This is a genomic window from Moryella indoligenes (assembly GCF_030812885.1).
GTDB classification, from domain to species: Bacteria; Bacillota; Clostridia; order Lachnospirales; family Lachnospiraceae; genus Moryella; species Moryella indoligenes.
On sequence record NZ_JAUSTO010000011.1, the window covers coordinates 48,735 to 69,813 of the forward strand.

Annotated in this window: 19 protein-coding genes and 2 other annotated features; of the genes, 15 read left to right on the forward strand and 4 right to left on the reverse strand. The window is 56.3% G+C overall.

What is annotated here, in order from left to right:
- Positions 1–76 precede the first annotated feature (76 nt).
- Positions 77–2,374, forward strand: coding sequence for an endopeptidase La (lon, locus tag J2S20_RS08825; protein WP_106612806.1), 2,298 nt, complete (start codon positions 77–79; stop codon positions 2,372–2,374).
- A 131-nt stretch (positions 2,375–2,505) separates the two neighbouring features.
- On the opposite strand, the gene J2S20_RS08830 is transcribed toward lon, so the two are convergent.
- Positions 2,506–4,452 (reverse strand): flavocytochrome c, encoded by a 1,947-nt coding sequence (locus J2S20_RS08830; RefSeq protein ID WP_106612807.1) that lies wholly within the window; start codon positions 4,450–4,452, stop codon positions 2,506–2,508.
- A gap of 140 nt (positions 4,453–4,592) precedes the next feature.
- Between J2S20_RS08830 and J2S20_RS08835 the strand changes: the two genes are divergently transcribed.
- Entirely contained in the window at positions 4,593–5,390 is a 798-nt protein-coding gene (locus J2S20_RS08835; RefSeq protein ID WP_211292268.1) for a heparan-alpha-glucosaminide N-acetyltransferase domain-containing protein, read from the forward strand.
- Between the two features lie 81 nt (positions 5,391–5,471).
- On the opposite strand, the gene J2S20_RS08840 is transcribed toward J2S20_RS08835, so the two are convergent.
- Positions 5,472–6,269 carry a TraX family protein gene (locus J2S20_RS08840; RefSeq protein WP_307255057.1) on the reverse strand — a complete coding sequence of 266 codons (798 nt, stop codon included), beginning with the start codon at positions 6,267–6,269 and terminating at the stop codon, positions 5,472–5,474.
- A 207-nt stretch (positions 6,270–6,476) separates the two neighbouring features.
- On the opposite strand from J2S20_RS08840, the gene J2S20_RS08845 reads away from it, so the two are divergent.
- From J2S20_RS08845 to J2S20_RS08875, 7 genes are all read left to right on the forward strand, one after another.
- A complete protein-coding gene (locus tag J2S20_RS08845) occupies positions 6,477–6,983 on the forward strand; it encodes a flavodoxin family protein (protein WP_106612809.1) in 507 nt (168 codons plus the stop codon).
- Positions 6,980–7,717 (forward strand): tRNA (guanosine(37)-N1)-methyltransferase TrmD, encoded by a 738-nt coding sequence (gene trmD, locus J2S20_RS08850; RefSeq protein ID WP_307255059.1) that lies wholly within the window; start codon positions 6,980–6,982, stop codon positions 7,715–7,717. Before J2S20_RS08845 ends, trmD begins: the two co-directional genes overlap by 4 nt.
- 58 nt (positions 7,718–7,775) lie before the next feature.
- Positions 7,776–8,007: a binding site (T-box leader), on the forward strand.
- A gap of 73 nt (positions 8,008–8,080) precedes the next feature.
- Positions 8,081–9,151: an ABC transporter substrate-binding protein gene (locus J2S20_RS08855; protein ID WP_106612811.1), complete on the forward strand. Its 1,071-nt coding sequence runs from the start codon at positions 8,081–8,083 to the stop codon at positions 9,149–9,151.
- 209 nt (positions 9,152–9,360) lie between these two features.
- Positions 9,361–10,305: an ABC transporter permease gene (locus J2S20_RS08860; protein WP_106612813.1), complete on the forward strand. Its 945-nt coding sequence runs from the start codon at positions 9,361–9,363 to the stop codon at positions 10,303–10,305.
- Positions 10,305–11,120 (forward strand): ABC transporter ATP-binding protein, encoded by an 816-nt coding sequence (locus tag J2S20_RS08865; RefSeq protein ID WP_307255060.1) that lies wholly within the window; start codon positions 10,305–10,307, stop codon positions 11,118–11,120. The genes J2S20_RS08860 and J2S20_RS08865 overlap by 1 nt, the downstream gene beginning before the upstream one ends.
- Positions 11,121–11,143: 23 nt before the next feature.
- Positions 11,144–12,145, forward strand: coding sequence for an XdhC family protein (locus J2S20_RS08870; RefSeq protein ID WP_307255062.1), 1,002 nt, complete (start codon positions 11,144–11,146; stop codon positions 12,143–12,145).
- A gap of 73 nt (positions 12,146–12,218) precedes the next feature.
- Positions 12,219–13,223: a DUF1304 family protein gene (locus tag J2S20_RS08875; RefSeq protein WP_307255063.1), complete on the forward strand. Its 1,005-nt coding sequence runs from the start codon at positions 12,219–12,221 to the stop codon at positions 13,221–13,223.
- A 2-nt stretch (positions 13,224–13,225) separates the two neighbouring features.
- On the opposite strand, the gene J2S20_RS08880 is transcribed toward J2S20_RS08875, so the two are convergent.
- Both J2S20_RS08880 and J2S20_RS08885 read right to left on the reverse strand, forming a co-directional pair.
- The gene (locus J2S20_RS08880; protein ID WP_170065410.1) at positions 13,226–13,753 is read right to left on the reverse strand and encodes a DUF1836 domain-containing protein; all 528 of its coding nucleotides are present in this window, start codon (positions 13,751–13,753) and stop codon (positions 13,226–13,228) included.
- Between the two features lie 74 nt (positions 13,754–13,827).
- A complete protein-coding gene (locus J2S20_RS08885; protein ID WP_170065411.1) occupies positions 13,828–14,337 on the reverse strand; it encodes an HD domain-containing protein in 510 nt (169 codons plus the stop codon).
- 246 nt (positions 14,338–14,583) lie between these two features.
- On the opposite strand from J2S20_RS08885, the gene J2S20_RS08890 reads away from it, so the two are divergent.
- From J2S20_RS08890 to J2S20_RS08915, 6 genes are all read left to right on the forward strand, one after another.
- Positions 14,584–15,876: a glycosyltransferase family 2 protein gene (locus J2S20_RS08890; RefSeq protein WP_307255064.1), complete on the forward strand. Its 1,293-nt coding sequence runs from the start codon at positions 14,584–14,586 to the stop codon at positions 15,874–15,876.
- 123 nt (positions 15,877–15,999) lie between these two features.
- The gene (locus J2S20_RS08895) at positions 16,000–16,407 is read left to right on the forward strand and encodes a hypothetical protein (protein WP_307255065.1); all 408 of its coding nucleotides are present in this window, start codon (positions 16,000–16,002) and stop codon (positions 16,405–16,407) included.
- A gap of 110 nt (positions 16,408–16,517) precedes the next feature.
- A complete protein-coding gene (locus J2S20_RS08900; RefSeq protein ID WP_307255067.1) occupies positions 16,518–17,615 on the forward strand; it encodes a sugar kinase in 1,098 nt (365 codons plus the stop codon).
- A 76-nt stretch (positions 17,616–17,691) separates the two neighbouring features.
- A complete protein-coding gene (gene pyk, locus J2S20_RS08905; protein ID WP_307255068.1) occupies positions 17,692–19,107 on the forward strand; it encodes a pyruvate kinase in 1,416 nt (471 codons plus the stop codon).
- A gap of 118 nt (positions 19,108–19,225) precedes the next feature.
- Positions 19,226–19,831: a hypothetical protein gene (locus J2S20_RS08910; protein ID WP_307255069.1), complete on the forward strand. Its 606-nt coding sequence runs from the start codon at positions 19,226–19,228 to the stop codon at positions 19,829–19,831.
- Positions 19,828–20,391 carry a hemerythrin domain-containing protein gene (locus J2S20_RS08915; RefSeq protein WP_307255071.1) on the forward strand — a complete coding sequence of 188 codons (564 nt, stop codon included), beginning with the start codon at positions 19,828–19,830 and terminating at the stop codon, positions 20,389–20,391. Before J2S20_RS08910 ends, J2S20_RS08915 begins: the two co-directional genes overlap by 4 nt.
- Positions 20,392–20,470: 79 nt before the next feature.
- Positions 20,471–20,720: a binding site (T-box leader), on the forward strand.
- The last annotated feature ends 359 nt before the right edge of the window (positions 20,721–21,079 follow it).

Sequence of the window (21,079 nt, forward strand, 5' to 3'; positions counted from 1 at the left end):
AAGCGCCTAAGGGCTCAGCCCTGAGGCAGCAGTGTATCAGTCGCGGATGAAACCGCGGAGAACCGAGGTGAAACATATGGCAGTGGTACCGGTATATAACGTGCTTGCAGCGCCGGAGTCGAATGTGCCGCTTGTGACAGAGTATTATCAGCATATGGTCGGACGGGTTCCGGTGAGCGGAGAGCGCGTCACGATGATTTTTCTGAAGGAGGAGCAGGAGCGGGAGTCCTTCACGAATGAGAGTTTCTTTCCCATAGGGCTCACGGGAACCATCACGGAGGTCAGCGACAAGGGCTATATCGTGATTCAGACCGGCGGCAGGATAGAGCTGCGTGAGGTGACGGTGTATCAGGATCGCCGCATTGATCTGGATATTGAGCGCCGGGCAGATATTGACGATCTGGATGCGGATGAGGCCGAGCGGCGGGTTAAGGAGGTCAAGAAGGCGATCATCCGCTTCTCGGAGAACTCGCAGTGGGGAACCATGGTGCGCAGCATGGTGTCGCACTGGGCCTCTATGGGAGATATCGCCGGGGTGATGTCCCGCTGGATGGTCAATTCCGCGAGAGAGCGCTATGCGGTGTTGGCGGAGGACAGCAAAGCAAAGCGTGATGCGCTCATAGAGTCGATGATCTATGAGAATCTGGAGCTCGGACGCGTGAACGGTGAGGCGCAGTCCGCGCAGGAGGAGAATTATCAGAAGCTGTATCGCGAATCGGCAATTAAGCGTCAGATTGAGTATCTCCAGAAGGAACTCGACGCGCTGCATCCGGATAAGATCTCCGATATCAGAAGGTTCGAGCTGAAGATACAGGATTCCGGCATGAACGACGAGGCGAGGGCGGAGGCGGAGAAGGTGCTGAACCGGCTGAAGCAGGAGGGGCAGCAGAGTGCGGAGAGCGGCATGCTATACGACTATCTGGACTATGTGACGGGTCTCTCCTGGAAAAAGGAGAAGGCGGAGTGCATAGATCTCTCCGAGGCGGAGCAGATCCTTGAGGAGGATCACTTCGGGCTCCGCAAGGTGAAGAAGCGCATCCTTCAGCAGATCGCGGTGATGAGTCTCAGGGGGCAGCAGTCGGGCTCTATCCTGCTCTTTGTAGGGGCTCCGGGAACAGGAAAGACCAGCATAGGCCAGAGCATTGCCGGCGCGCTGAAGCGGAAATATGTGCGCGTGAGTCTCGGCGGCGTGCGGGACGAGGCAGATATCCGCGGGCACAGGCGAACCTATATCGGCGCCATGGCGGGCCGTATTATCGACGGAATACGGAGAAGCGGCGTCTCCAATCCAGTGATGGTGCTGGATGAGGTGGATAAGCTCTCTTCCTCCTACAACGGAGATCCGGCGAGCGCGCTGCTGGAGGTGCTGGATCCGGAGCAGAATCACAGCTTTACGGATCACTACCTGAACGCGCCCTACGATCTCTCAGACGTACTCTTTGTCTGTACGGCGAACACACTGGACACCATACCTGCGCCGCTTCTGAACCGCATGGAGATCATTGAATTTCAGGGCTATACCAGGACGGAGAAGTTTCAGATCGCGCGGCGGCATCTTCTGCCGAAGGCAATGACGAGTGTGGGAATAGGAGAGCAGCAGTTCTCCGTGACGGACGGGGCGCTGTATTGCATCATTGATGACTACACGAGGGAGTCCGGCGTGCGCGGGCTGAAGAAGTGTGCGGACAGGCTGCTTCGGAGTGCAGCGGTGGAGCTTGTGCAGCGGCGCGCTGAGCGGACAGAGATCAATGAAGAGAATCTGCGGAGCTACATGGACACGCACCCGATGAAGCACGGAAGGGTGAGAGAGAACTACACGCCCGGAGTTGTGACAGGGCTCGCGTGGACCTCCGTCGGCGGTGAGATTCTCTACATCGAGACTCTGTTTACCAGGGGCAGCGGGAAGCTTCTCATTACCGGTCAGCTGGGAGATGTGATGCGCGAGTCCGCACAGATCGCAGTGAGCAAGGTAAAGGGGCTCTTCCCGGAGAAGGCGAAGCTCTTTGAGGAAAATGATCTGCACATCCATGTGCCGGACGGGGCGACGCCGAAGGACGGGCCTTCTGCAGGCATCACGCTGACCACGGCGCTCGCCTCACTGGTGACGGGCTGTGTAATCCCCTCTGATATTGCGATGACCGGTGAGGTCTCGCTTCAGTCCGGGGTGAAGCCGATCGGAGGATTGCCGGAGAAGCTCATGGCGGCCCAGCGAGCGGGTGTCAGAACGGTATATATCCCTGCGGATAATGCTGACGATCTCGATGAGGTCGCAGAGGAGGTGAAGGCCGCGCTGGAGATAGTCCCGGTGAAGGAGGTCCCGCAGCTTCTCGCGGCGCTCGATATTCCGATGGAGGAGTCTGCAAAGTCAGAATAAAAGTCAAAGAAGAAGCTGTGAAGGAAAATTTGTTTCCTCACAGCTTCTTCTTATCTCTATGCTGTATACCACAGGCCCATATGCTGTCTTGCTATTTATGAATGCTGCGGGAGGCAGCGACCTGTGCTTCCTTACTGTGCGTCTGTATAGGCCGCGGCGCTCTGTCCGGCGATTCTGCCGAAGACTGTGAAGTCTGCGACTGCATTGCCGCCGAGGCGGTTTGCGCCGTGGACACCGCCGGTGACCTCGCCTGCCGCGAAGAGTCCCGGAATGGGTGTGCCGCTCTCATTTAAAACAGCGGCCTCGGTGTTGATCTTCAGTCCGCCCATGGTGTGATGAATGCCGGGCATGACCTTGATCGCGTAGTAGGGCGCTGTGCTCAGCGGGCTGGCGAAGCTCGTCCGGTTGAAATCCGGATCGCTCTTGTTTGCAACTGCCTCATTCCAGCGGTTCATGCTCTCCTCGAGGGCAGCCGGATCGAGCTCAAGTGCCGCGGCGAGCGCCGGATAGTCTGCGCCCTCGACCGCGAAGCCGTGCTTTATGTAGCCCTGAATGACATTGGAGGCATCTGCCATGGCCTGATCGACGATGAGCCACGCATAGCCGCCGGGTTGTGCGATCTCCGCAGCGGAGACCACATCGCGGGTTCCTACCTCGTCGATGAAGCGCTTTCCCTCCGCATTGAGGAGGATGGCGCCGTCGCCGCGCAGCCCCTCTGTGATGAGGGAGGCGGTATTTGCTTCGACGGTCGGGTGTATCTGGATCTGGTCGAGATCTACCGTCGCCGCGCCGAGCTCTTCTGCCATGGTGAGTCCCTGCCCCAGCGCGCCGGGCGCGTTTGTGCTCATGAAGCCCGCAAGCTCCGGGCGGTATTTTGTCACCATCTCAAAGTTCGCGCCGAAGCCTCCGGTCGCGAGCACCACGGCCTTTGCATTGACCGTGACCTTCTCGCCGGAGCTTCCCACTGCCTCGATGCCGACTGCATGTCCATCAGCATCAGTCAGGATCTTTTTTGCGGTGGTCTCAAGCAGGATATCCACACCGAGCTTCTCAAGATTTTCGTGGAGAATCGGGACGACATAGGAACCGACGGAGATCGTTTTGCCCTCTGCATTGACCGGGCGGTGGATACGCTTCACGGAGGCGCCGCCGAAGCTGGAGACGCTTGGCATGGGCGCTCCGATCTGCTCGAGCCAGCGTATTGCATCCGCGCTGTTTTCGACGAGCGTTGCGACGAGAGCAGGGTCGTTCTTTCCCTTGCCGCCGATCATGGTGTCGAGCGCAAAGAGCTCCTCAGAGTCGAAGTAGCCCTCCGGGCTGGCCTGATAGGCGTCCCATTGCTCCTGTACCTTTGCGGCGAGGGCAGTGATCGTCTCATTGTCTGCATATTTTTCCGCGGCAGCGGTGAGCGTCTTTTCAACACCTGCACTCTCGCCGAATTCGTTTTCATCCTGATATTTCGTCTTCGCCGCGTTGATGCCGCCTGTGGAGCGGATGGAGTTGCCGCCGACCATGGCGAGGCTCTCGAGAATCACCGCCTTTTTGCCGGCATTGGCCGCCTCAATTGCTGCGCTCATGCCTGCGCCACCCGCGCCGACGATGACGATATCACAGTCGATGCTCCAATCTTTTGCCGGGGCTTTTGTGGCTGCGGCTGCGAGCGTGAAGGGGGTCGGGTCTATCCCGCCTGCGCTGAGAGCCTCGCGCACACCATCAAGCAGCGCGTCGCTCGTCTGGGTCGCACCGGAGACCGCATCCACCTGAAGGCTCTGGCTCTCCAGTATCTTCTTCGGAAGCTCGGCGATCGCGATGGTGCCGATGCCGTCGGTCTCTGTGTGTTCGGTGATATTTATGGAATAGATTTGATCCGCGGTCGCCTGTACCTCCAGGCTGATGGGGCCGTTGCGTCCCGGAACCGTGGCGCTGCCGCTCTTCACATCAGCGGGAAGCGCTTCCTGACTCACATCAGCCGCACTCACCGAGCTGGCGGGTGCAGGCACCGTCTTCATGAGATAGATCGGCAGCAGGATGCCGATCAGGATCAACAGGTAAGGCAGAAAACTGCTCTTGTGTTTCATAAAATTTCCTCCCCTTTGAGTAAACGTGATACTATGAACATGTTTCATTTGCCTGCTCATAATAACACAGGAACAGAAAATATAAAATGGATATGATGTCTTGGGAAAGTATATTTAAGAGAACAGAAGCTTCCTTTCTTTTGAGAGGACGGCTGCGCTGGCTTGACGCGCTTCGCGGACTCACGCTGTGCAGCATGATATGCTATCACGGGATGTGGGACGCTGTGTACCTTCGTGGTCTTGCAGCTCCGTGGTATGCAGCGCTGCCGGGCTATCTCTGGCAGCAGAGCATATGCTGGAGCTTCATCCTTTTATCGGGCTTCAGCTTCCGGCTTGGGCGGCATCCCCTCCGGCGTGGACTGGAGGTCAGTATCGCGGGGGCGCTGGTTATGGCAGTGACCGGTCTGATTATGCCGGAGGAGCGCATACTCTTCGGTGTGCTGAGTCTCCTTGGGGCCTGCATGCTGCTCCTGATAGTGCCGGATCGCCTGATCTCTAAGTGTCTTAAAAACAGAGTGTGCGCCTGTCGCGCCGGCGGAGCGGTGCTTTTTTTCAGCCTGCTTTGTTTTTTTCTGAGCCGGGATGTGAATTCCGGATATCTGGGCTTTGAGGGGCTGCGTCTCTTTGTACTTCCTTCGCCGCTCTATCGGAATCTGTTCACGGCATGGCTTGGCTTCCCGCCCCGGGGTTTTTATTCGACGGATTATTTTTCTCTTCTTCCCTGGTGCTTTCTGTATCTCGCCGGCTACGGCCTGCGCCTTCTGTGGGAGACACGCGGGGAGAAGCGCGAGGCAGCGGGGCAGAGGTGCAGTGCTGTGACGCGGGACATACCGGGTGTTCCGCTGCACTTTCTTGAATTTCTCGGTCGACACAGTCTGTGGATCTATCTTCTGCATCAGCCGCTGCTCATGCTGGGTTTTCAGCTTGTGTGCGGTTGAGGAAAGGTGCACAGCTGCCGGGCGGTCTGGGGGCCTAGGAGCCTAGGAGCCTAGGAGCATGTGGATCGTGATCAGGAGCTGCTAGATAGAGAGATGCAGGAGTGCAAGCAGCAGAAGATGTGCGGGGTAGAAGAAATAGAAGAACCAGCGGTTTAAGAAGCGGGCAGACCTTGTCTCGCGGCGAAGGGGAGCATCACCCGCGTGATGTTCTTTCATGTAGAAGTAGCTGCACAGAGCTGCCAGCAGGGGACCGGCGAGCGCAGCGGCCGTGCTTAAGAGGGCATAAAGGGCAGAGTGCATCCAGATGAGGTTTTCAAGCAGGGTGTCCGCGCCGATCAGGAGGCAGCACAGGAGCCAGCTTTTCATGCGCGGTTCGATGCCTTCTCCTCTGCTCTGCCGGAAGAGGAGTACAAAGAGCGGTGCGAGTATGCCCCAGTCGCAGTATTTTGTCAGAAGGACGAGCAGCAGTGTGCCGGAGAGCTTCAGCGGGACAGGGATGTGCGGCGCGTCGAGCAGTGCGAGCATCAGGAGACAGAGCAGGAGCGTGAAGAGTATGTTCAGAGGGCTGGCGATGATAGCTCCGGGCGTCCGCCTGCTGAAAAACGCGAGGAGATAGGGGGGCTCGGAGAGCAGCGCAAAGATAAGAAGGCGCGCACCGTAGCGTCTCCGGGAGCGGGTATGATAAAAGCCTTCGACCAGAAAGAAGCACATGGTCACCGCGGTGAAGTAGCCGATGCCGGTGAGAAGTGCATAGAGCGGAGCTCCGGGTACAAGAAAGATTGCTGCGACATGATTTAATACCATGAGCAGCACGGCAATGAGCTTGATGAGCGTTCTGCTTCGTTCTGCGGAGAGCTTTTGTCCGGTTCTGTCTGGCATCGGGGCATCCTTTCGGGCTGTGCTGCGGAGCGGCGCTTTGTGATCTGAGAAGCGGTACGCACAGGCAGCGTTCTGATCGCTTTCAGTGTAAGAGGCAGAGAGAATTTTTGCAAGCGGAGAGTCCGCTGTGTTAAAATAAGGTGGAAACAGAGCGCCGGATCCCGGGGGAATGGGAGCTCAGGACGCTCTGCAACGGAGGTGCATATCATGAAGGCAATGGTTATATACTGTTCTCACACGGGTATCACGGAGCGGATCGCGCGGCGGATCGCGGCGGATTTTGCCTGCCCGATACTGAAGGTCGAGCCGGATGTTGTCTACGGGAGCTTTCTCTCCGCCTGCAGACGTGTGGTGTCAGACCGGCTGAAGAAGCAGCTTCCGGGCGCGGTGACAGAGACGCCGCAGCTTGAAGGTTTCGATACGATCTTTATCGGCTATCCGATCTGGGCAGGAGACATGCCGGATTTCATGCAGTCCTTCCTGCGGCGCTGTGCGCTCTCCGGGAAGCGCATCATACCCTTTGCGACTTTCCGCATGACAGATATTGCAGCGTCTCTGGATACCCTGGCGGCACTCTGTCCGGGAGCGGAGATACTGGATCCCTTTAATTACGGCATCATGCACCGCGAGCGCTATGCGGACTGGCTGGAGATGGTTCGTGCGGACTGTGCGGAGCGGGATATGGAGGCGCGCTGGGACGCGGAGACAGAGTGAAGATCTCGGTTCTGACCATATGTCCGGAGCTTTTTCAGAGCTTTCTCGCCGCTCATGTGGTGCAGAGAGCGCTGTCTCGGGGGCTGGCGGAGCTGGAGATCGTCGATATCCGCAGCTACGCGGGCGGGAGCTTTCGCCACATTGATGACAGTCCCTATGGCGGCGGAAGGGGACTGGTGCTTCGCTGCAAGCCTGTGCTGGATGCGCTCGCGGCGGTGTGCGGAGACAGAAGAGAGCGCTGTCTGGTCACAGCGCTCACACCGGCGGGAGGCGTCTACAGCCAGAAAACCGCACGCCGCTACGCAGTGGAGGAGCATCTGGTGCTGATCTGCGGACACTATGAGGGGATGGACGAGCGCATCCTCTCACGAGTTGATGAGACTGTCTCGGTCGGGGATTATGTTCTGACCGGAGGAGAGCTTCCGGCCATGGTGGTCATGGACTCGGTATTGCGTCTTCTGAAGGGAAATCTGAAGGAGGGGAGCGCGGAGGAGGAGTCCTTTGAAAACGGACTTCTGGAGTATCCGCAGTACACGCAGCCGTCAGATTTTCAGGGGGACAGGGTTCCTGCAGTGCTGCTCTCCGGTCATCACGAAAATATACAGCGCTGGCGCAAAAAGGAATCGCTTCGCATCACGCTGGAGCGCCGCCCGGATCTGCTGCGTGCGCGGGAGCTCAGCGAGGAGGAGCAGGCGCTGCTTGGAGAGCTCCGGAGGGAGAGAGAAAGAAGATAAAAAAATTGAATCTCTTATTGACATCTCCGGTTGTACAGTTTATCATGAGCTACAATATTTTAAACCGCAGATGAAGAGGAGTACTCTTTCCGGCAAAGTCACAGAGAGCCGCCGATGGTGAGAAGGCAGCACGGAGCAGAGAGAGGAATGGGCTTCGGAGGGCGCGCCCGAATCATAGTAGGGAGCGACGGAGACTGTACCGTTAAAAGCAGACACATATGATGGTATGTGACAGAGAGACCCCGTCAGGGGTAAGATGAGTGGTACCGCGGATAGCATTCGCCTCATAAGCTTTGGCTTATGGGGCTTTTTGTTTACATAAAACAGTACAGCGCTTTACCAAAACGTACAGGAGGTATTACAATGAGAAAGAGATTACTGGCGGCAGCAGCAATGACACTTGCAGCGATGGCGTTTACCGCCTGTGGCGGTGCTTCCGGAGCAACGGGAGGCAGCACGGCGGGGAGCAGTGCTGCGGCAGAGGGGGCGACGGTTTATAAGGTCGGCATCATCCAGTTTATGGAGCACCCGTCTCTGAATCAGATTGAGAAGAATCTTGAGAAGCAGCTGGATGCAGTCTCTACAGAGGCAGTAGTTTATGATTACAAGCCCTATACCTTTAATGGGCAGGGAGATGCGACGACGCTCAATCAGATTGCGGCGCAGCTCATCGACGACAAGGTAGATGTGATCGTCCCCATTGCGACACCGGCGGCACAGATTGTGCAGTCTGCAACGGAGGGAAAGGATATTCCGGTCGTATTTTCCGCGGTCTCTGATCCGGTCTCCGCGAAGCTGGTTGCTTCCATGGAGAAGCCCGGTGCCAATATCACCGGAACCTCAGATTATCTGGATACGGACGCGATCATGGAGCTGATTCTTGCGGCGAATCCGGAGACAGACTATGTGGGGCTACTCTATTCCAAGAGCGAGGACTCCTCGCTGGTGCCGATTGCGGATGCAAAGCGCTTTCTGGATGCGAAGGGCATACGCTATATCGAGAAGACCGGCACTACTACAGATGAGGTCTCTGCGGCGGTCGATGCGCTCATTGCGGAGCAGGTCGATGCGGTATTTACGCCCACTGACAATACCATCCAGAATGCGGAGCTTGCATTCTATGATAAGCTGGCTGAGGCGAAGATTCCTCACTATGCAGGAGCGGATTCCTTTGCGCTGAACGGCGCATTCTGCGGTTATGGTGTTGACTATGCACAGCTCGGAGTGGCGACTGCAGATATGATTGCAGAGATTCTTGACGGAGGCAGGGCTCCGGCCGAGCTGGCAGTTCAGACCTTCGATAACGGCATCGCGACCATTAACACCGATACCTGCGCACAGCTCGGCATGGATCTTGAGACGGTGAAGAGCGCGTTTCAGCCACTCTGCACCCAAATCATAGAAACCGTGACGCAGAAAGACTTTGCTGATTAAGCGCCAAAAGTCGGAACTCTCGCAGGCTTGCCTGCAAGAGAGTTCCAGACTTTTGGCGCGCCCCACATGGAGCACGGAGCGGTGCAGAGGCAGCGCGGGAGTGCGGAGTGCGGTAGCGTTGTGCGAGCGCGGAGCGCGAAACAACGCGAAATCAGCAGGAGCCACATATTTAAGCACTATTAGGAAGAAAAGCTTGGGAGGACACAGCGGTGACAACATTTCTGACGGCAGGCATCATACGCACGGCACTGGAGCTGGGCATGATCTACTCTCTGGTGGCGCTGTCGCTGTTTATCAGCTTCAGCATACTGGATATCTGTGATCTGTCCACGGACGGCTGCTATACCTTCGGCTGTGCGGTCGGCGCGATCGTGACCATAGCGGGACACCCGCTGCTCGGCATACTTGCGTCTGTCGTCGCGGGCGTCTGCTCCGGACTGGTGACTGCGCTGCTCCAGACGCGCTTCGGTGTGCAGAGTATACTTGCGGGTATCATCGTAAATACAGGACTCTACACCGTAAATCTCGCCGTTATGGGATTTTCCTCCAATGTGTCGATTTTTGGAACGGACACGGTATTTACGCTTTTTGGCGGTCTGAGCAGCTCTCCCTTCTGGGCGGAATGGAGCAGGCTCATTCTTCTGGCGGGCATACTTCTCGTTGTGTGCCTCTTTATCAACTGGTTTTTGAAGACGCGGCTGGGGCTCTCAATCCGGGCGACCGGAGACAGCATGGCAATGATACGCGCATCTTCCATCAACCCCGGCATTATGATTGTGGTGGGGCTCTGTTTTTCAAACGCACTGACGGGGCTTGCGGGCTCTCTGGTCGGTCAGTACAACAAAACCTGCGACATCAACCTCGGGACAGGTATGGTGACAATCGCTCTGGCCTCTCTCATCATCGGTGAGACCCTGATGGGTAAGCGGAAGATGTCAATGCGGATTCTGGGAGTCGTGATCGGCTCCTGCCTGTACCGCTTCATCATATCGCTGGCACTGCGCCTGAATGTGCCGACAGAGGCCTTCAAGCTGGTCTCAGCCATCATTGTCGCAGTTGCAATTGCAGCGCCTGAGGCGCAGAAGATGCTGGCATTTCAGGGTAGAAAGAATGCGGCGCTGCGGAAGAGACGCGCGAACGGGGAGGTGCAGTGATGCTCAGAATCGAGGGGATTTCAAAGACCTTTAATCCCGGAACGGTGAATGAAAAGAAGGGGTTGGACAGTCTCTCCCTGCACCTGCAGCGTGGGGATTTTGCGACGATTGTCGGTTCAAACGGCGCGGGAAAATCTACTCTCTTCAACGCGATTGCGGGATCCTTTTATGCGGATGAGGGGGAGATCTGGCTGGACGGTGAGGATATCAGCTTTATGCCGGAGCACGCCAGAAGCCGCTTTATCGGGAGACTTTTTCAGGATCCGCTGATGGGAACTGCACCACATATGACGATTGAGGAGAATCTGACGATTGCCTATCTGCGGGCTGCGGAGCATAAGCGCGGCATCTTCAGCAGGCCGTCGAAGCAGGAGCGAAAGTTCTTCCGGGAGCAGCTTGGCCTCCTGCACATGGGACTGGAGAATCGCATGGAGAACCCGGTGGGACTGCTCTCCGGCGGTCAGAGGCAGGCACTGACCCTGCTCATGGCGACGGTCGTGACTCCGAAGCTTCTTCTTCTGGATGAGCATACGGCGGCGCTGGATCCCGGGACAGCGGCGAAGGTGCTCTCGCTGACCGAGAGCATTATCCGCGAGAGAAATATTACCTGTCTCATGGTGACACATAATATGAATCAGGCGCTGGAGCTGGGAAACCGCACGCTGATGATGAATGCGGGACGCATCGTGTTTGATGTTTCCGGCGAGGCGAGAAGCGGGATGAGTGTGCAGGATCTTCTGGATCGCTTTGCGGAGGGCTCCGGGAAGCGCTTTGACAATGACAGAATTCTGCTTTCTACGAAAGAGGGGATATGATGCGCAGTAATTTTTTTAGACAATTGGAGGAACTGAATCCAAATGCGGAGAATCGCACATTGACGGTGCTGTCCGGCGAGAGGAGGGGGCTTCGCTTTCTCTATTCCGGTGGGAAGCAGCTCTTTCCGAAGGCGGGGGAGGCCGCTTCACCTGTGAGCGCGGAGGAGTATGCGGCGCTTCCGGTGCGGGCGGCGCTGGTGACGGAGAGCGGAGAGCGCATTTACACGGAGCTTCTCACACAGGAGAAACAGCTCATCATCTGCGGCGGAGGACACGTCTCGCTGCCAATTATTCGTATGGCGCGCATGCTCGACTTTCGTGTGACGGTGCTGGAGGACCGGGAGGAATTTGCGGAGCACGCAAGAGCGGCCGGAGCTTCTAAAGTGCGCTGCGGAAGCTATGAGACTCTGCTTGAAGAGATCCCGGGCGGCGCGGACACCTTCTTTGTGATCGTGACGCGCGCCCATCGCTTTGATCTCGACTGCCTGCGGGTGATTCTCCGAAAGCCCTGCGCCTATATCGGGATGATGGGCAGCAAGCGGAGGGTTGCAATGGTGATGCATACGCTCTCTGAGGAGGGAGTGCCCCGGGAACTGCTGGAGACCGTTCACTCGCCGATCGGTCTGAAGATTGAGGCGGAAACTCCGGAGGAGATCGCGGTCTCTGTCATTGCAGAGATTATTGCGGTAAAGAACCGGAATCCGCAGAGCTTCGGCTATCCGGCAGAACTGCTCTCAGAACTTCAGCGTGAGGAGAGAGAGGATTGCGTGCTTGCGACGATTATTTCCAGGCGCGGTGCAGCGCCGAGAACCACGGGCACCAAGATGCTGATCTTTAGGGAGCGCACGATCGGAACCATAGGCGGCGGCTGCGCGGAGGGCTGGGTTCTCGCGACTGCGCAGGATATGCTGAGCGGGAGCGGAGAGACATTTTGCAGCGAGCGTCTGGATCTGAAGGCTATGGCTGAGGAGGAGGAGAGCATGGTCTGCGGCGGGGAGATAGAAGTTCTGCTGGAGTGCTTGTAAAGAGAGAAGAAAACGTATACAGTATGGTTAGTGACAGCATATTGTGTGTGACAAATCTGAAGAGATCGGGATAATGATGGGGAGACGGAACAGAAAGAAGAGGGGCGCGCAGACATTCCCGGGAGTGGCTGCGCTTCTTTTCGTATTTGTCCTTGCGCTGCTGCTCATGCTGCAGCTGAGGCGGGAGCTCCGTAACAGCCGGGTTTATTCAGATTCTGTGGAGAAGTGGCGCCCCAGCGTGGAGCGCTGTGCAAAGCAGGAACATATTCCCCTCTACACGGACTGCCTCCTTGCGATCATGCAGGTGGAGTCCAATGGCGAGACGGATGATGTGATGCAGTCAAGCGAATCGCTGGGGCTCGAGCCGAATGCGCTGGATTCCGAGGCCTCAATTGCTCAGGGCTGCGCCTACTTTGCGATGCTGGTGCGCAGTGCGGAGAGCAACTATCTGGATCTCCAGAGCACAATTCAGGCTTATAATTTCGGCAAGGGCTATCTCTATTATGTGGCCTCAAATGGGGGCAGACACAGCAGAGAGCTGGCAGAGCAGTTTGCGGCGGAGCAGTCCGGCGGGGTGAAGAAGCAGTACAGAAATCCTGTGGCGCTGGAGGCAAATGGCGGGTGGCGCTATGCCTACGGAAATATGTTTTATGCAGAGCTGGTGAATGAGCTGCTTGATATGAGGAGAAAAGAGATGGAACTGAGTATCGTTTCGACTTTACTGGTGCTGCTGGCGGCGGGAGAGAGCGCTGTATTGGCGGTGCTGGAGCTCCTTCTGCCGCATTCTGCGCTGAGCGCACAGCTCCTGCGTCTCGGAGAGCGGGAGCTGAAACGGCACAGCGTGCAGAAGCTGGTCCGGAACAGAGGGCTGCAGCACGGGATGGCGGCACTGCTTCTGCTCTATGGCTGCTTCGCGTCCTCCAACCCGCGGGAGTTCTGCGCGGCGGTGCTCGTCGCGCTGCTGGCATCGGCCTTTTACGGCGCGCTGAGTCTGGATCCGCTTATGCTGTTCTGGCAGGGGGGGCCCGCAGCGGTAGCGCTGACGAGTATACTGCTGACGAGTGGTCTGCCGTACTGAAATCAGCTTTTGGTATTTACTGCTTTGGGAAGTGCGTGCAGGGTGTTTCGGACATAAAACTTTGTGCAGCAGGAGATGAGAACGGACTTCAGCAGATAGACTCTGTCGTTTTCGGCAGTGATATCCTGAAAGTCCTTTTTTTCTTTGATACAGTACAGGACTGCCTCAAAGAGCTTGCAGAAACTGTTGTAGGCAGTGGAGAGCTTTGTGTTGTCCAGTGCGATGTCAATCAGAGCGGAAATATCCTGTATGCTGTATACCTGCTTCAGGATGCAGAGAACCATGAGTGTTGCCACCTGTGTGCGGGTGTACTGCTTTTTAACCGGGGCAGGAATGATCTTCATCTTGACATAATTGTTCAGCATGGCTCCGGTCAGTATCCCGGTGTCCCGCTTGCGTCCGGATTCGGGGTGCGAGCCGAGTACTGGTTCAAGTACCTGGGTGATCAGAGTTACGACCTGATCAGAGTAGAGCTCAATGCTTGGAAGCTCTGTCCAGCGCGGCAGAATCTGTGGCATTTCCTGGTTCATCATAACCTCCTTATAGTGAAGAATATTGTATGACTTCAGAATTGGAAGAAAATGAAAAACTTGCGGGTATCGCTTCAGGCTGTTTTGAGTATGCGCTTTTCTGCCATGGCCTTAAGGCGTCTGCGCATCGCGGAGAAGCCGGAGAGTACCTCATAGGAGGCGACGAGCTTATCCGCCATAATCAAGGTGAAGGCGAGGCGGCTGGTGGGGAGATGCAGCGAAAGAGGAAACATATGTGCGCGTATCGCTCTGTCTTCTTCCTGTGTCAGGCCGAAAAGTCTGCCTGCATTGTCCGCGGCCTCCTCAGGATGATAGAAGCAGTAGAGTCCCGGATGATCATTTTTCTGATAATAATTTACATAGCAGAGATCGTGAAGCAGGCCGATCTTTACGGCGCTTTCGACATCCACCCCGGTCTTTTCGGAGAGCCATATCATGCACACTGCAACGCGGAGACAATGGTCATAGGTGTTGGTGTAGACATGACGCGGAAAGTCCAGCAGGCGGCGGAAGTCCTCGCTCTCAAGAATCTGCCGTGCGGCGGGAGCATTTTCCAGCACATAGTTTCTGTAGTCTTCGTTCATAGGCACTCCAAATGGTATGAGAAGCTTTGCAGACCGCATATTGCGGCCTGCAAAGCAGTTGATATAATCCAGAGTTTTCAGTATAGCCCAGATTTTTAGGGAGAGCTAGAGTTTTACATAAATTTAAGAAATGAACAGCTCTTGCAGGGCGGAGGTCTGCGCAGTACGCTATATACAGAAGAGAAGCTGCAGCCTGTCCCGCAGGGCAGATCTGCTTTTATTTCCAGCTACAGGGAGGAAATGAACATGCCAAAAGTTTCAATTATCATACCGGTCTATAACGCAGAGCAGGTATTGGAGCGCTGTGTGGACAGCGTGCTCGCTCAGGAATTTAAGGACTTTGAGCTGCTCCTCATGGACGACGGGAGCACAGATGGTACGGCGGCGATTTGCGACGCCTATGCGGAGCGGGACGGCCGGGTCAGGGTGATACATAAAGAGAACAGTGGTGTCTCCGACACGAGAAATCAGGCGCTGCGTCTGGCGGGAGGGGAATATCTTCAGTTTCTCGACGCGGACGACTGGATTACGCCTGAAGCGACGCGTCTCTTTGTCCGAGCAGCGGAGGAGAGCGGAGCAGAGCTGGTGGTCTCGGACTTTTACCGTGTGGTGAAGAACTGGAGCTCACACAAGGGTTCGATTGAGGAAGAGGGGGTACTCACGCGGGAGCAGTTTGCGGACTGGATGGCAAAGAGCCCTGCGGATTATTATTACGGTGTGCTCTGGAACAAGCTCTATCGCCGTGCCCTTGTGGAGCGCCATCAGCTGCGCATGGATCCGGAGCTTCGCTGGTGCGAGGACTTTATTTTCAATCTGGAATACATACTTCATACAAAGCACATCTGCATTCTGCGCGTGCCGCTCTATTACTACGTGAAGACAGAGGGCTCGCTCGTGCAGCGGGGCCTGAATATCGGCAGTATTGTCCGCATGAAGCTGAATGTGATCGAATATTACTCGAAGTTTTATAAAAACATATACAGCGAGGATGATTATCAGTGGAAGCGTGCGGAGGTCTACAGCTTCCTGCTGGACTATTCTCATGACGACATGGTGATTCCCATGCTTCCCGGAAGTCAGAGGCTGGGGAAGGAGCGGACGCTGGCGCTGCATGAGCTGCGGGAGCGCAATGTCTGGATTCACAGCTACTATGAGAACAGGCTGCTGCGGAGAATGCTGGAAATTGCCGCAAAACGCCTCGACCTTGACTACAAAGATGCCTGTGCTATGATGTTTTTAGAGAGCTTTGGACGTGTGGAGAGTCTCAGGGAGTTTGCGGAGTGTGTGGCGCTTCCGCCCGTAGCGGCGGCTGCACTTCTGGAGAGGCTGGCACTGAAGGGCTATGTCAGGACAGAGCTCGGACGTCCTGCGAGCGCACAGCTCACAGAGGACGCGGCGGAGCTGATTGCTGTGCTGAAGGAAGCAGTGACGGATGTGGATGAGACAGAGACGGAAGGGATGAGCGAGGCAGAGCGCCGGACTTATCTTGACCTCCGGAACAGAGCGCTGGAGAATCTGAAGCGGCGCCTGGAGCGCTGATGCTGCTGTGCGGCAGGCGTCGGGGACAGAGCTGCAGCTATATGAGAGCGGATAAAGAAAGGGCAGCACGAAGTAACTGCAGTCAGCAGAGAGTACAGCGCCGTGTGCGCAGAGGAGGTGGGCTTGAAGGAGAAGAAACTGAGATTGAAACCACATGTACACCGTATTGATGCAGGCTGGGACAATGCGCGCTTTCTGGCAGAGGCGGAGACAGAGCTTCAGGGAGAGCTCGTCTATGTCGTTGTGACCATGCACAGGAAGGCGCGGAGCTATCGGCTGCTCAGGGAGAGCGAGTATGATACTGTGTTCTGCCGGACGGACGGCGTGAAGCTGAGTCCGGAGGCAGAGCTAAGGAGCTTCCTGAACCTTCGGGCAGCGGCGGCGGAGGAGACGGAATATCTCTCCTGCCTGGCAGTTCTTGACAATATTGTGGATGATGCCGAGTCGCTTTTAGAGTATCATTGGCAGCCGGGAGGAGAAATTGATGATCCTTATGGCGCAGAAGGTCTTGCAGAGGAAGATGAATACTAGTATACTAGACCTATGAGGTCCTGCGGGAAGCTGTGTATGCTGGCGTTGGGATCGGCGTGTGGTAGCAGTATAACAATTATAAATTTTATATCTGATAAGGGGGCACCTTCATGAAACTGAATCTCAGACCGGCAGAGGAGTGCAGATTTGACGCAGTGAGCTTAGGAGAGATCATGCTGCGGCTTGATCCGGGCGAGGGGAGAATCCGCACTGCCCGGAGCTTTCGCGCGTGGGAGGGCGGCGGAGAGTACAATGTGATCCGCGGCCTGCACAAGTGCTTTGGTATGAATACCGCTGTGATCACTGCCTTTGCGGACAATGAAATTGGCATGCTGATGAAGGACTTTATCGAGCAGGGAGGAGTGAATACCTCTCTCATCCACTGGAAGAAGACAGATGGAATCGGCAGACTGTGCCGCAACGGTATCAATTTCACGGAGCGCGGCTTCGGGATCCGCGGTGCGGTGGGCTGCTCTGATCGTGCAAATACCGCAATCTCTCAGGCGACGCCGGAGGACTTTGATTTTGATTATATCTTCGGCGAGCTGGGCGTTCGCTGGCTGCACACCGGCGGCATCTATGCGGCTCTCTCCGAGCAGGCATGTGAAACTGTGATTGCCGCCTGCAAGGCTGCGAAGAAATACGGCACTGTGGTCTCCTATGATCTGAACTACCGTCCTTCCATGTGGAGCGCGATCGGTGGTCTTAAGAAGGCGCAGGAGGTGAACCGCGAGGTCGCAAAATATGTGGATGTGATGATCGGAAATGAGGAGGACTTCACAGCCTGCCTCGGATTCCAGATCGAGGGTAATGATGAGAACCTGAAGGAGCTGAATATCGAGGGCTACAAGAAGATGATCGGTGAGGCGGCAAAGGCCTATCCGAATTTCAAGGCGGTTGCGACGACGCTTCGCACGGTGAGAACTGCGACTGTCAACGACTGGAAGGCCATCTGCTGGGCAGACGGCGAGATTCATATGTCCAAGGAGTACAATGGCCTTGAGATCATGGATCGCGTCGGCGGAGGAGATTCCTTTGCTTCCGGGCTGGTGTACGGCCTCATGACGACCGGCGACCCGGAGAAGGCTGTGAACTACGGCGCGGCGCACGGTGCACTTGCGATGACCACTCCGGGCGATACCTCTATGGCGAGTGTCAGAGAGGTAGAGGCGATCATGGGCGGCGCCGGTGCGAGAGTGAAGCGATAAGAAGTCTGTATATCTGTAGGAAGAGGGCCTGTGGTGTGTACCGCGGGCTCTCTGATATTTGAAGAGAGGTGGAGCTTTGAGAAAGACGAAGATAGTCTGTACGATAGGACCGGTGAGCGAGAGCGAGGAGATGCTTCGAAAGCTGATGCACGCGGGCATGGATGTGGCGCGCTTTAACTTCTCACACGGGAGTCACGAGGAGCATGAGGCGAAATTCAAGCGGGTCGTTAAACTGCGGCGGGAGCTAGAACTGCCGGTCGCGACACTGCTGGATACGAAGGGGCCGGAAATCCGCCTGAGAGATTTTGCAGGCGGCAGAGCGACTCTTGCGGAGGGGCAGAAATTTACTCTCACGGCAGAGGAGGTGCTGGGAGATGCAAGCCGCGCTTCGATCAGCTATAAGGAGCTGCCGGAGGATGTGAAGCCTGGCGGCAGCATATTGATTGACGATGGTCTGATTGCGCTCCGCGTCGATGCGGTGCGCGGGGCGGAGATCGAGTGTACGGTGCTGAATGGCGGGGAGGTCTCTGACCGGAAGGGCGTGAATGTTCCGGGAGCGGATCTGTCCATGCCCTTTATCAGTGAGCAGGACAGAGCGGATATTGAGTTCGGCTGCGAGCAGGGCTTTGATTATATCGCGGCCTCGTTCACGAGAACCGCGGATGATATCCGGGAGATTCGGAAGATTCTGGATGCCAACGGCAGCAAAATGAAGATTATCGCGAAGATCGAGAGCGTGCAGGGCGTCAGAAATCTCGAAGAAATACTGGAGGAGGCCAATGGCGTCATGGTTGCACGGGGCGATCTCGGCGTCGAGGTGCCCGCAGAGGAGGTGCCTGTACTTCAGAAGCAGATCATAAAGCGCGCGCTGCAGCTGGGAAAGCCTGTGATCACCGCAACGCAGATGCTGGACTCCATGATGCACCACCCCCGTCCCACGAGGGCGGAGGTGACGGATGTAGCCAATGCGATCTATGACGGGACGACGGCGATCATGCTCTCCGGAGAGACTGCGGCGGGGGCCTATCCTGTCGAGGCTGTGACCATGATGGAAAAGATTGCAGAGCGGACGGAGCAGGACATCAACTATCAGGAGCGCAGAAAGAAGCTCAGCACTGCGGAGCAGACAGATGTGACGACGGCGATCTCCGATGCGACCTGCACTGTGGCGGAGGATATCCGCGCACGGGCCGTGATTACGGTTACGATCTCCGGATTCACGGCGCGGCGGCTCTCCAAGTACCGCCCTGCCTGTCCCATCATTGCCTGCACGGTGAATCAGACCACAGCCTGCCAGATGAACCTGCTCTTTGGTGTGCTGCCGATGTTCATTCCGCAGGAGGACAATGCAGAGATGCTCTTCGATGCCGCAATCTGCGCCGCGAAAAAGCGCGGCTATGTGCAGGAGGGAGACAATGTGGTCCTGACGGCAGGTCTGCCGCTCGGCGTCAGCGGAAATACGAATATGATACGTGTGATGGAGGTCAGCTGAGCTTAAGCCTTGGACATCAGACCATAACGAAAGCAAAACCGTTGCTATTGCAACATACATTTCCCGCATCCTGTGGTAGAAATAAAGAACAGTAATCATAATCAGGAGGGAAATGCTGATGAGTGCATTTTTAGGGCCGATTCATTTCTGGCTTTACCGTAAGATACAGCTTCAGGAGGAGCTGATCCGGGAGATCGCGGCGCAGGCGAAGCAACAGAGCTTCGGGGCAGCAGCGGGAGACTACAGCTGCTATGTGAGCGGAGAGCTCAGGCCGCTGGATGAGCTGATTGATACGATGAACATTCATGGCTGGCTGCAGGAGCGCATCCATGATGCCGAGTCACGGTACGCGGGACTGGTTTCTGAGATCCTGAAAAGGGATCCCGGGAAGCTGGAGAAGCTTCGTGCACTTGCGTTTCGCTTTGGAGAGGCGCATGCGCTCCGCGCGGACAGCACGGCGCCGCAGGCCTACAGAGGCTTTGAGGATGCGTTTCTGAACGGGATGCCCTGTGACCGCGTGAATATGCTGAAGGTGCAGGAGGCAGATGCTGTCGCCTGGGAGCAGACGCAGGACCTTCACGGAGCTTTCTGGACGGAGAAGGGGCTCTCGCCGGATATCTACTATGAGCTTCGCACGGCGCAGATGCAGGGGATGCTGCAGCAGACCGCACTGCATCTTGAGAGCACGGACAGTAGGCATTACGAAATTCGAGGTGAGAGATGAACAGCAGCATAGAACTGATGATGGAAGAGCACGCAAATATCAGCATAGTGCTTGAGGTGATACGGCGCATGTGCTGCGGTATACTGGAGGGCGCGGAGGTCGATGCAGCGGATATCCGGGATATTGTTGATTTTGTGCGAAACTATGCGGATCGCCATCACCACAAGAAGGAAGAGGAGTGTCTCTTCACTGAGATGGTGAGCCACATGGGAAAGGTTGCAGACAATCTGGTGACACATGGGATGATGGTGGAGCACGATATGGGGCGCGGACATGTTCTGGCACTGGAGACTGCGCTGAAACTCTACGAGGCAGGTCCAAAGACAGAATATAAGCTCGATATACTCACCGAGGCCATGGGCTATGCAAATCTTTTAAAGCGCCACATCGAGAAGGAAAATAATGTGGTCTATCCCTTTGCCGAGCGTCAGCTGCCTCCGGAGGTTTTTCAGAAGATTGATGCGGACTGCGCTGCTTTTGAGGAGACAGAGCGGGCGGCAGGCGTGCAGGAGAAGTATCTGGCGCTGATGGAACGGCTGGAGCAGAAGTATTCAGACTGAGATGTCTGAATGGCAGAGAATGGCAGAGAGATCATCATCGCCTTGACATTTTGTGTCCTGCCGCTTAGAATAAAGGCGTTCAAATGCAGTGATGGCGCAAAGTAGCGTCGGGAAGCCGTAAAGAGAGGGGAGTGGAAGCTGAGAGCTCGCCCGGTGAACCGAAGAGTGAAATTTCACGCCGGAGCAGCGGGATTGAAGCGGTGATCCGCTGAGCTTTTTCGGATCATGCAGTGCTAGATTTCGACGCGGTCCGCGTTACAGACAGAAAGAGCCTGTGAAAACAGGAAGCCGGGTGGTACCGCGGGTAGATCAGAGAACTCGTCCCATATTTTCTCCAGAAGGAGAAAGTATGGGACTTTTTGAGTGCATAAGTCCCTGTCAGGCGCCGGTGTCCGGGCGTGAGCTTGCTCACAGCCGGACACCGGCATCTGACAGGACAACAGACATGAGCAAAAAAGCGGCGCGAAACGCAGTGAGCGCAGCGATTTGCGAATGTCTGTGAGCGCAGCGAGAGTGCGCAGCACGAAGCTGCGCGGGACTTACGCAGTACACTCTGACTGCTGGCTAGCAAAAAAGCGGAGCGAAAGAAGAGAGCGCAGCGATTTGCGAATGTCTGTGAGCGCGGCGGGAGTGCGCAGCACGAAGCTGCGCGAGACTTATGCAGTACACTCTGACTGCTGGCTAGCAA

What these genes read in the sequence shown, in the direction of transcription:
- J2S20_RS08910 (WP_307255069.1), top strand. Translation starts at nt 19,226, where the DNA reads ATGAGTGCATTTTTAGGGCCGATTCATTTCTGGCTTTACCGTAAGATA.
- J2S20_RS08880 (WP_170065410.1), bottom strand. Translation starts at nt 13,753, where the DNA reads ATGAACCAGGAAATGCCACAGATTCTGCCGCGCTGGACAGAGCTTCCA.
- J2S20_RS08915 (WP_307255071.1), top strand. Translation starts at nt 19,828, where the DNA reads ATGAACAGCAGCATAGAACTGATGATGGAAGAGCACGCAAATATCAGC.
- J2S20_RS08885 (WP_170065411.1), bottom strand. Translation starts at nt 14,337, where the DNA reads ATGAACGAAGACTACAGAAACTATGTGCTGGAAAATGCTCCCGCCGCA.
- J2S20_RS08840 (WP_307255057.1), bottom strand. Translation starts at nt 6,269, where the DNA reads ATGCCAGACAGAACCGGACAAAAGCTCTCCGCAGAACGAAGCAGAACG.
- J2S20_RS08900 (WP_307255067.1), top strand. Translation starts at nt 16,518, where the DNA reads ATGAAACTGAATCTCAGACCGGCAGAGGAGTGCAGATTTGACGCAGTG.
- J2S20_RS08890 (WP_307255064.1), top strand. Translation starts at nt 14,584, where the DNA reads ATGCCAAAAGTTTCAATTATCATACCGGTCTATAACGCAGAGCAGGTA.
- J2S20_RS08830 (WP_106612807.1), bottom strand. Translation starts at nt 4,452, where the DNA reads ATGAAACACAAGAGCAGTTTTCTGCCTTACCTGTTGATCCTGATCGGC.
- J2S20_RS08875 (WP_307255063.1), top strand. Translation starts at nt 12,219, where the DNA reads ATGATGGGGAGACGGAACAGAAAGAAGAGGGGCGCGCAGACATTCCCG.
- J2S20_RS08865 (WP_307255060.1), top strand. Translation starts at nt 10,305, where the DNA reads ATGCTCAGAATCGAGGGGATTTCAAAGACCTTTAATCCCGGAACGGTG.
- J2S20_RS08845 (WP_106612809.1), top strand. Translation starts at nt 6,477, where the DNA reads ATGAAGGCAATGGTTATATACTGTTCTCACACGGGTATCACGGAGCGG.
- J2S20_RS08855 (WP_106612811.1), top strand. Translation starts at nt 8,081, where the DNA reads ATGAGAAAGAGATTACTGGCGGCAGCAGCAATGACACTTGCAGCGATG.
- lon (WP_106612806.1), top strand. Translation starts at nt 77, where the DNA reads ATGGCAGTGGTACCGGTATATAACGTGCTTGCAGCGCCGGAGTCGAAT.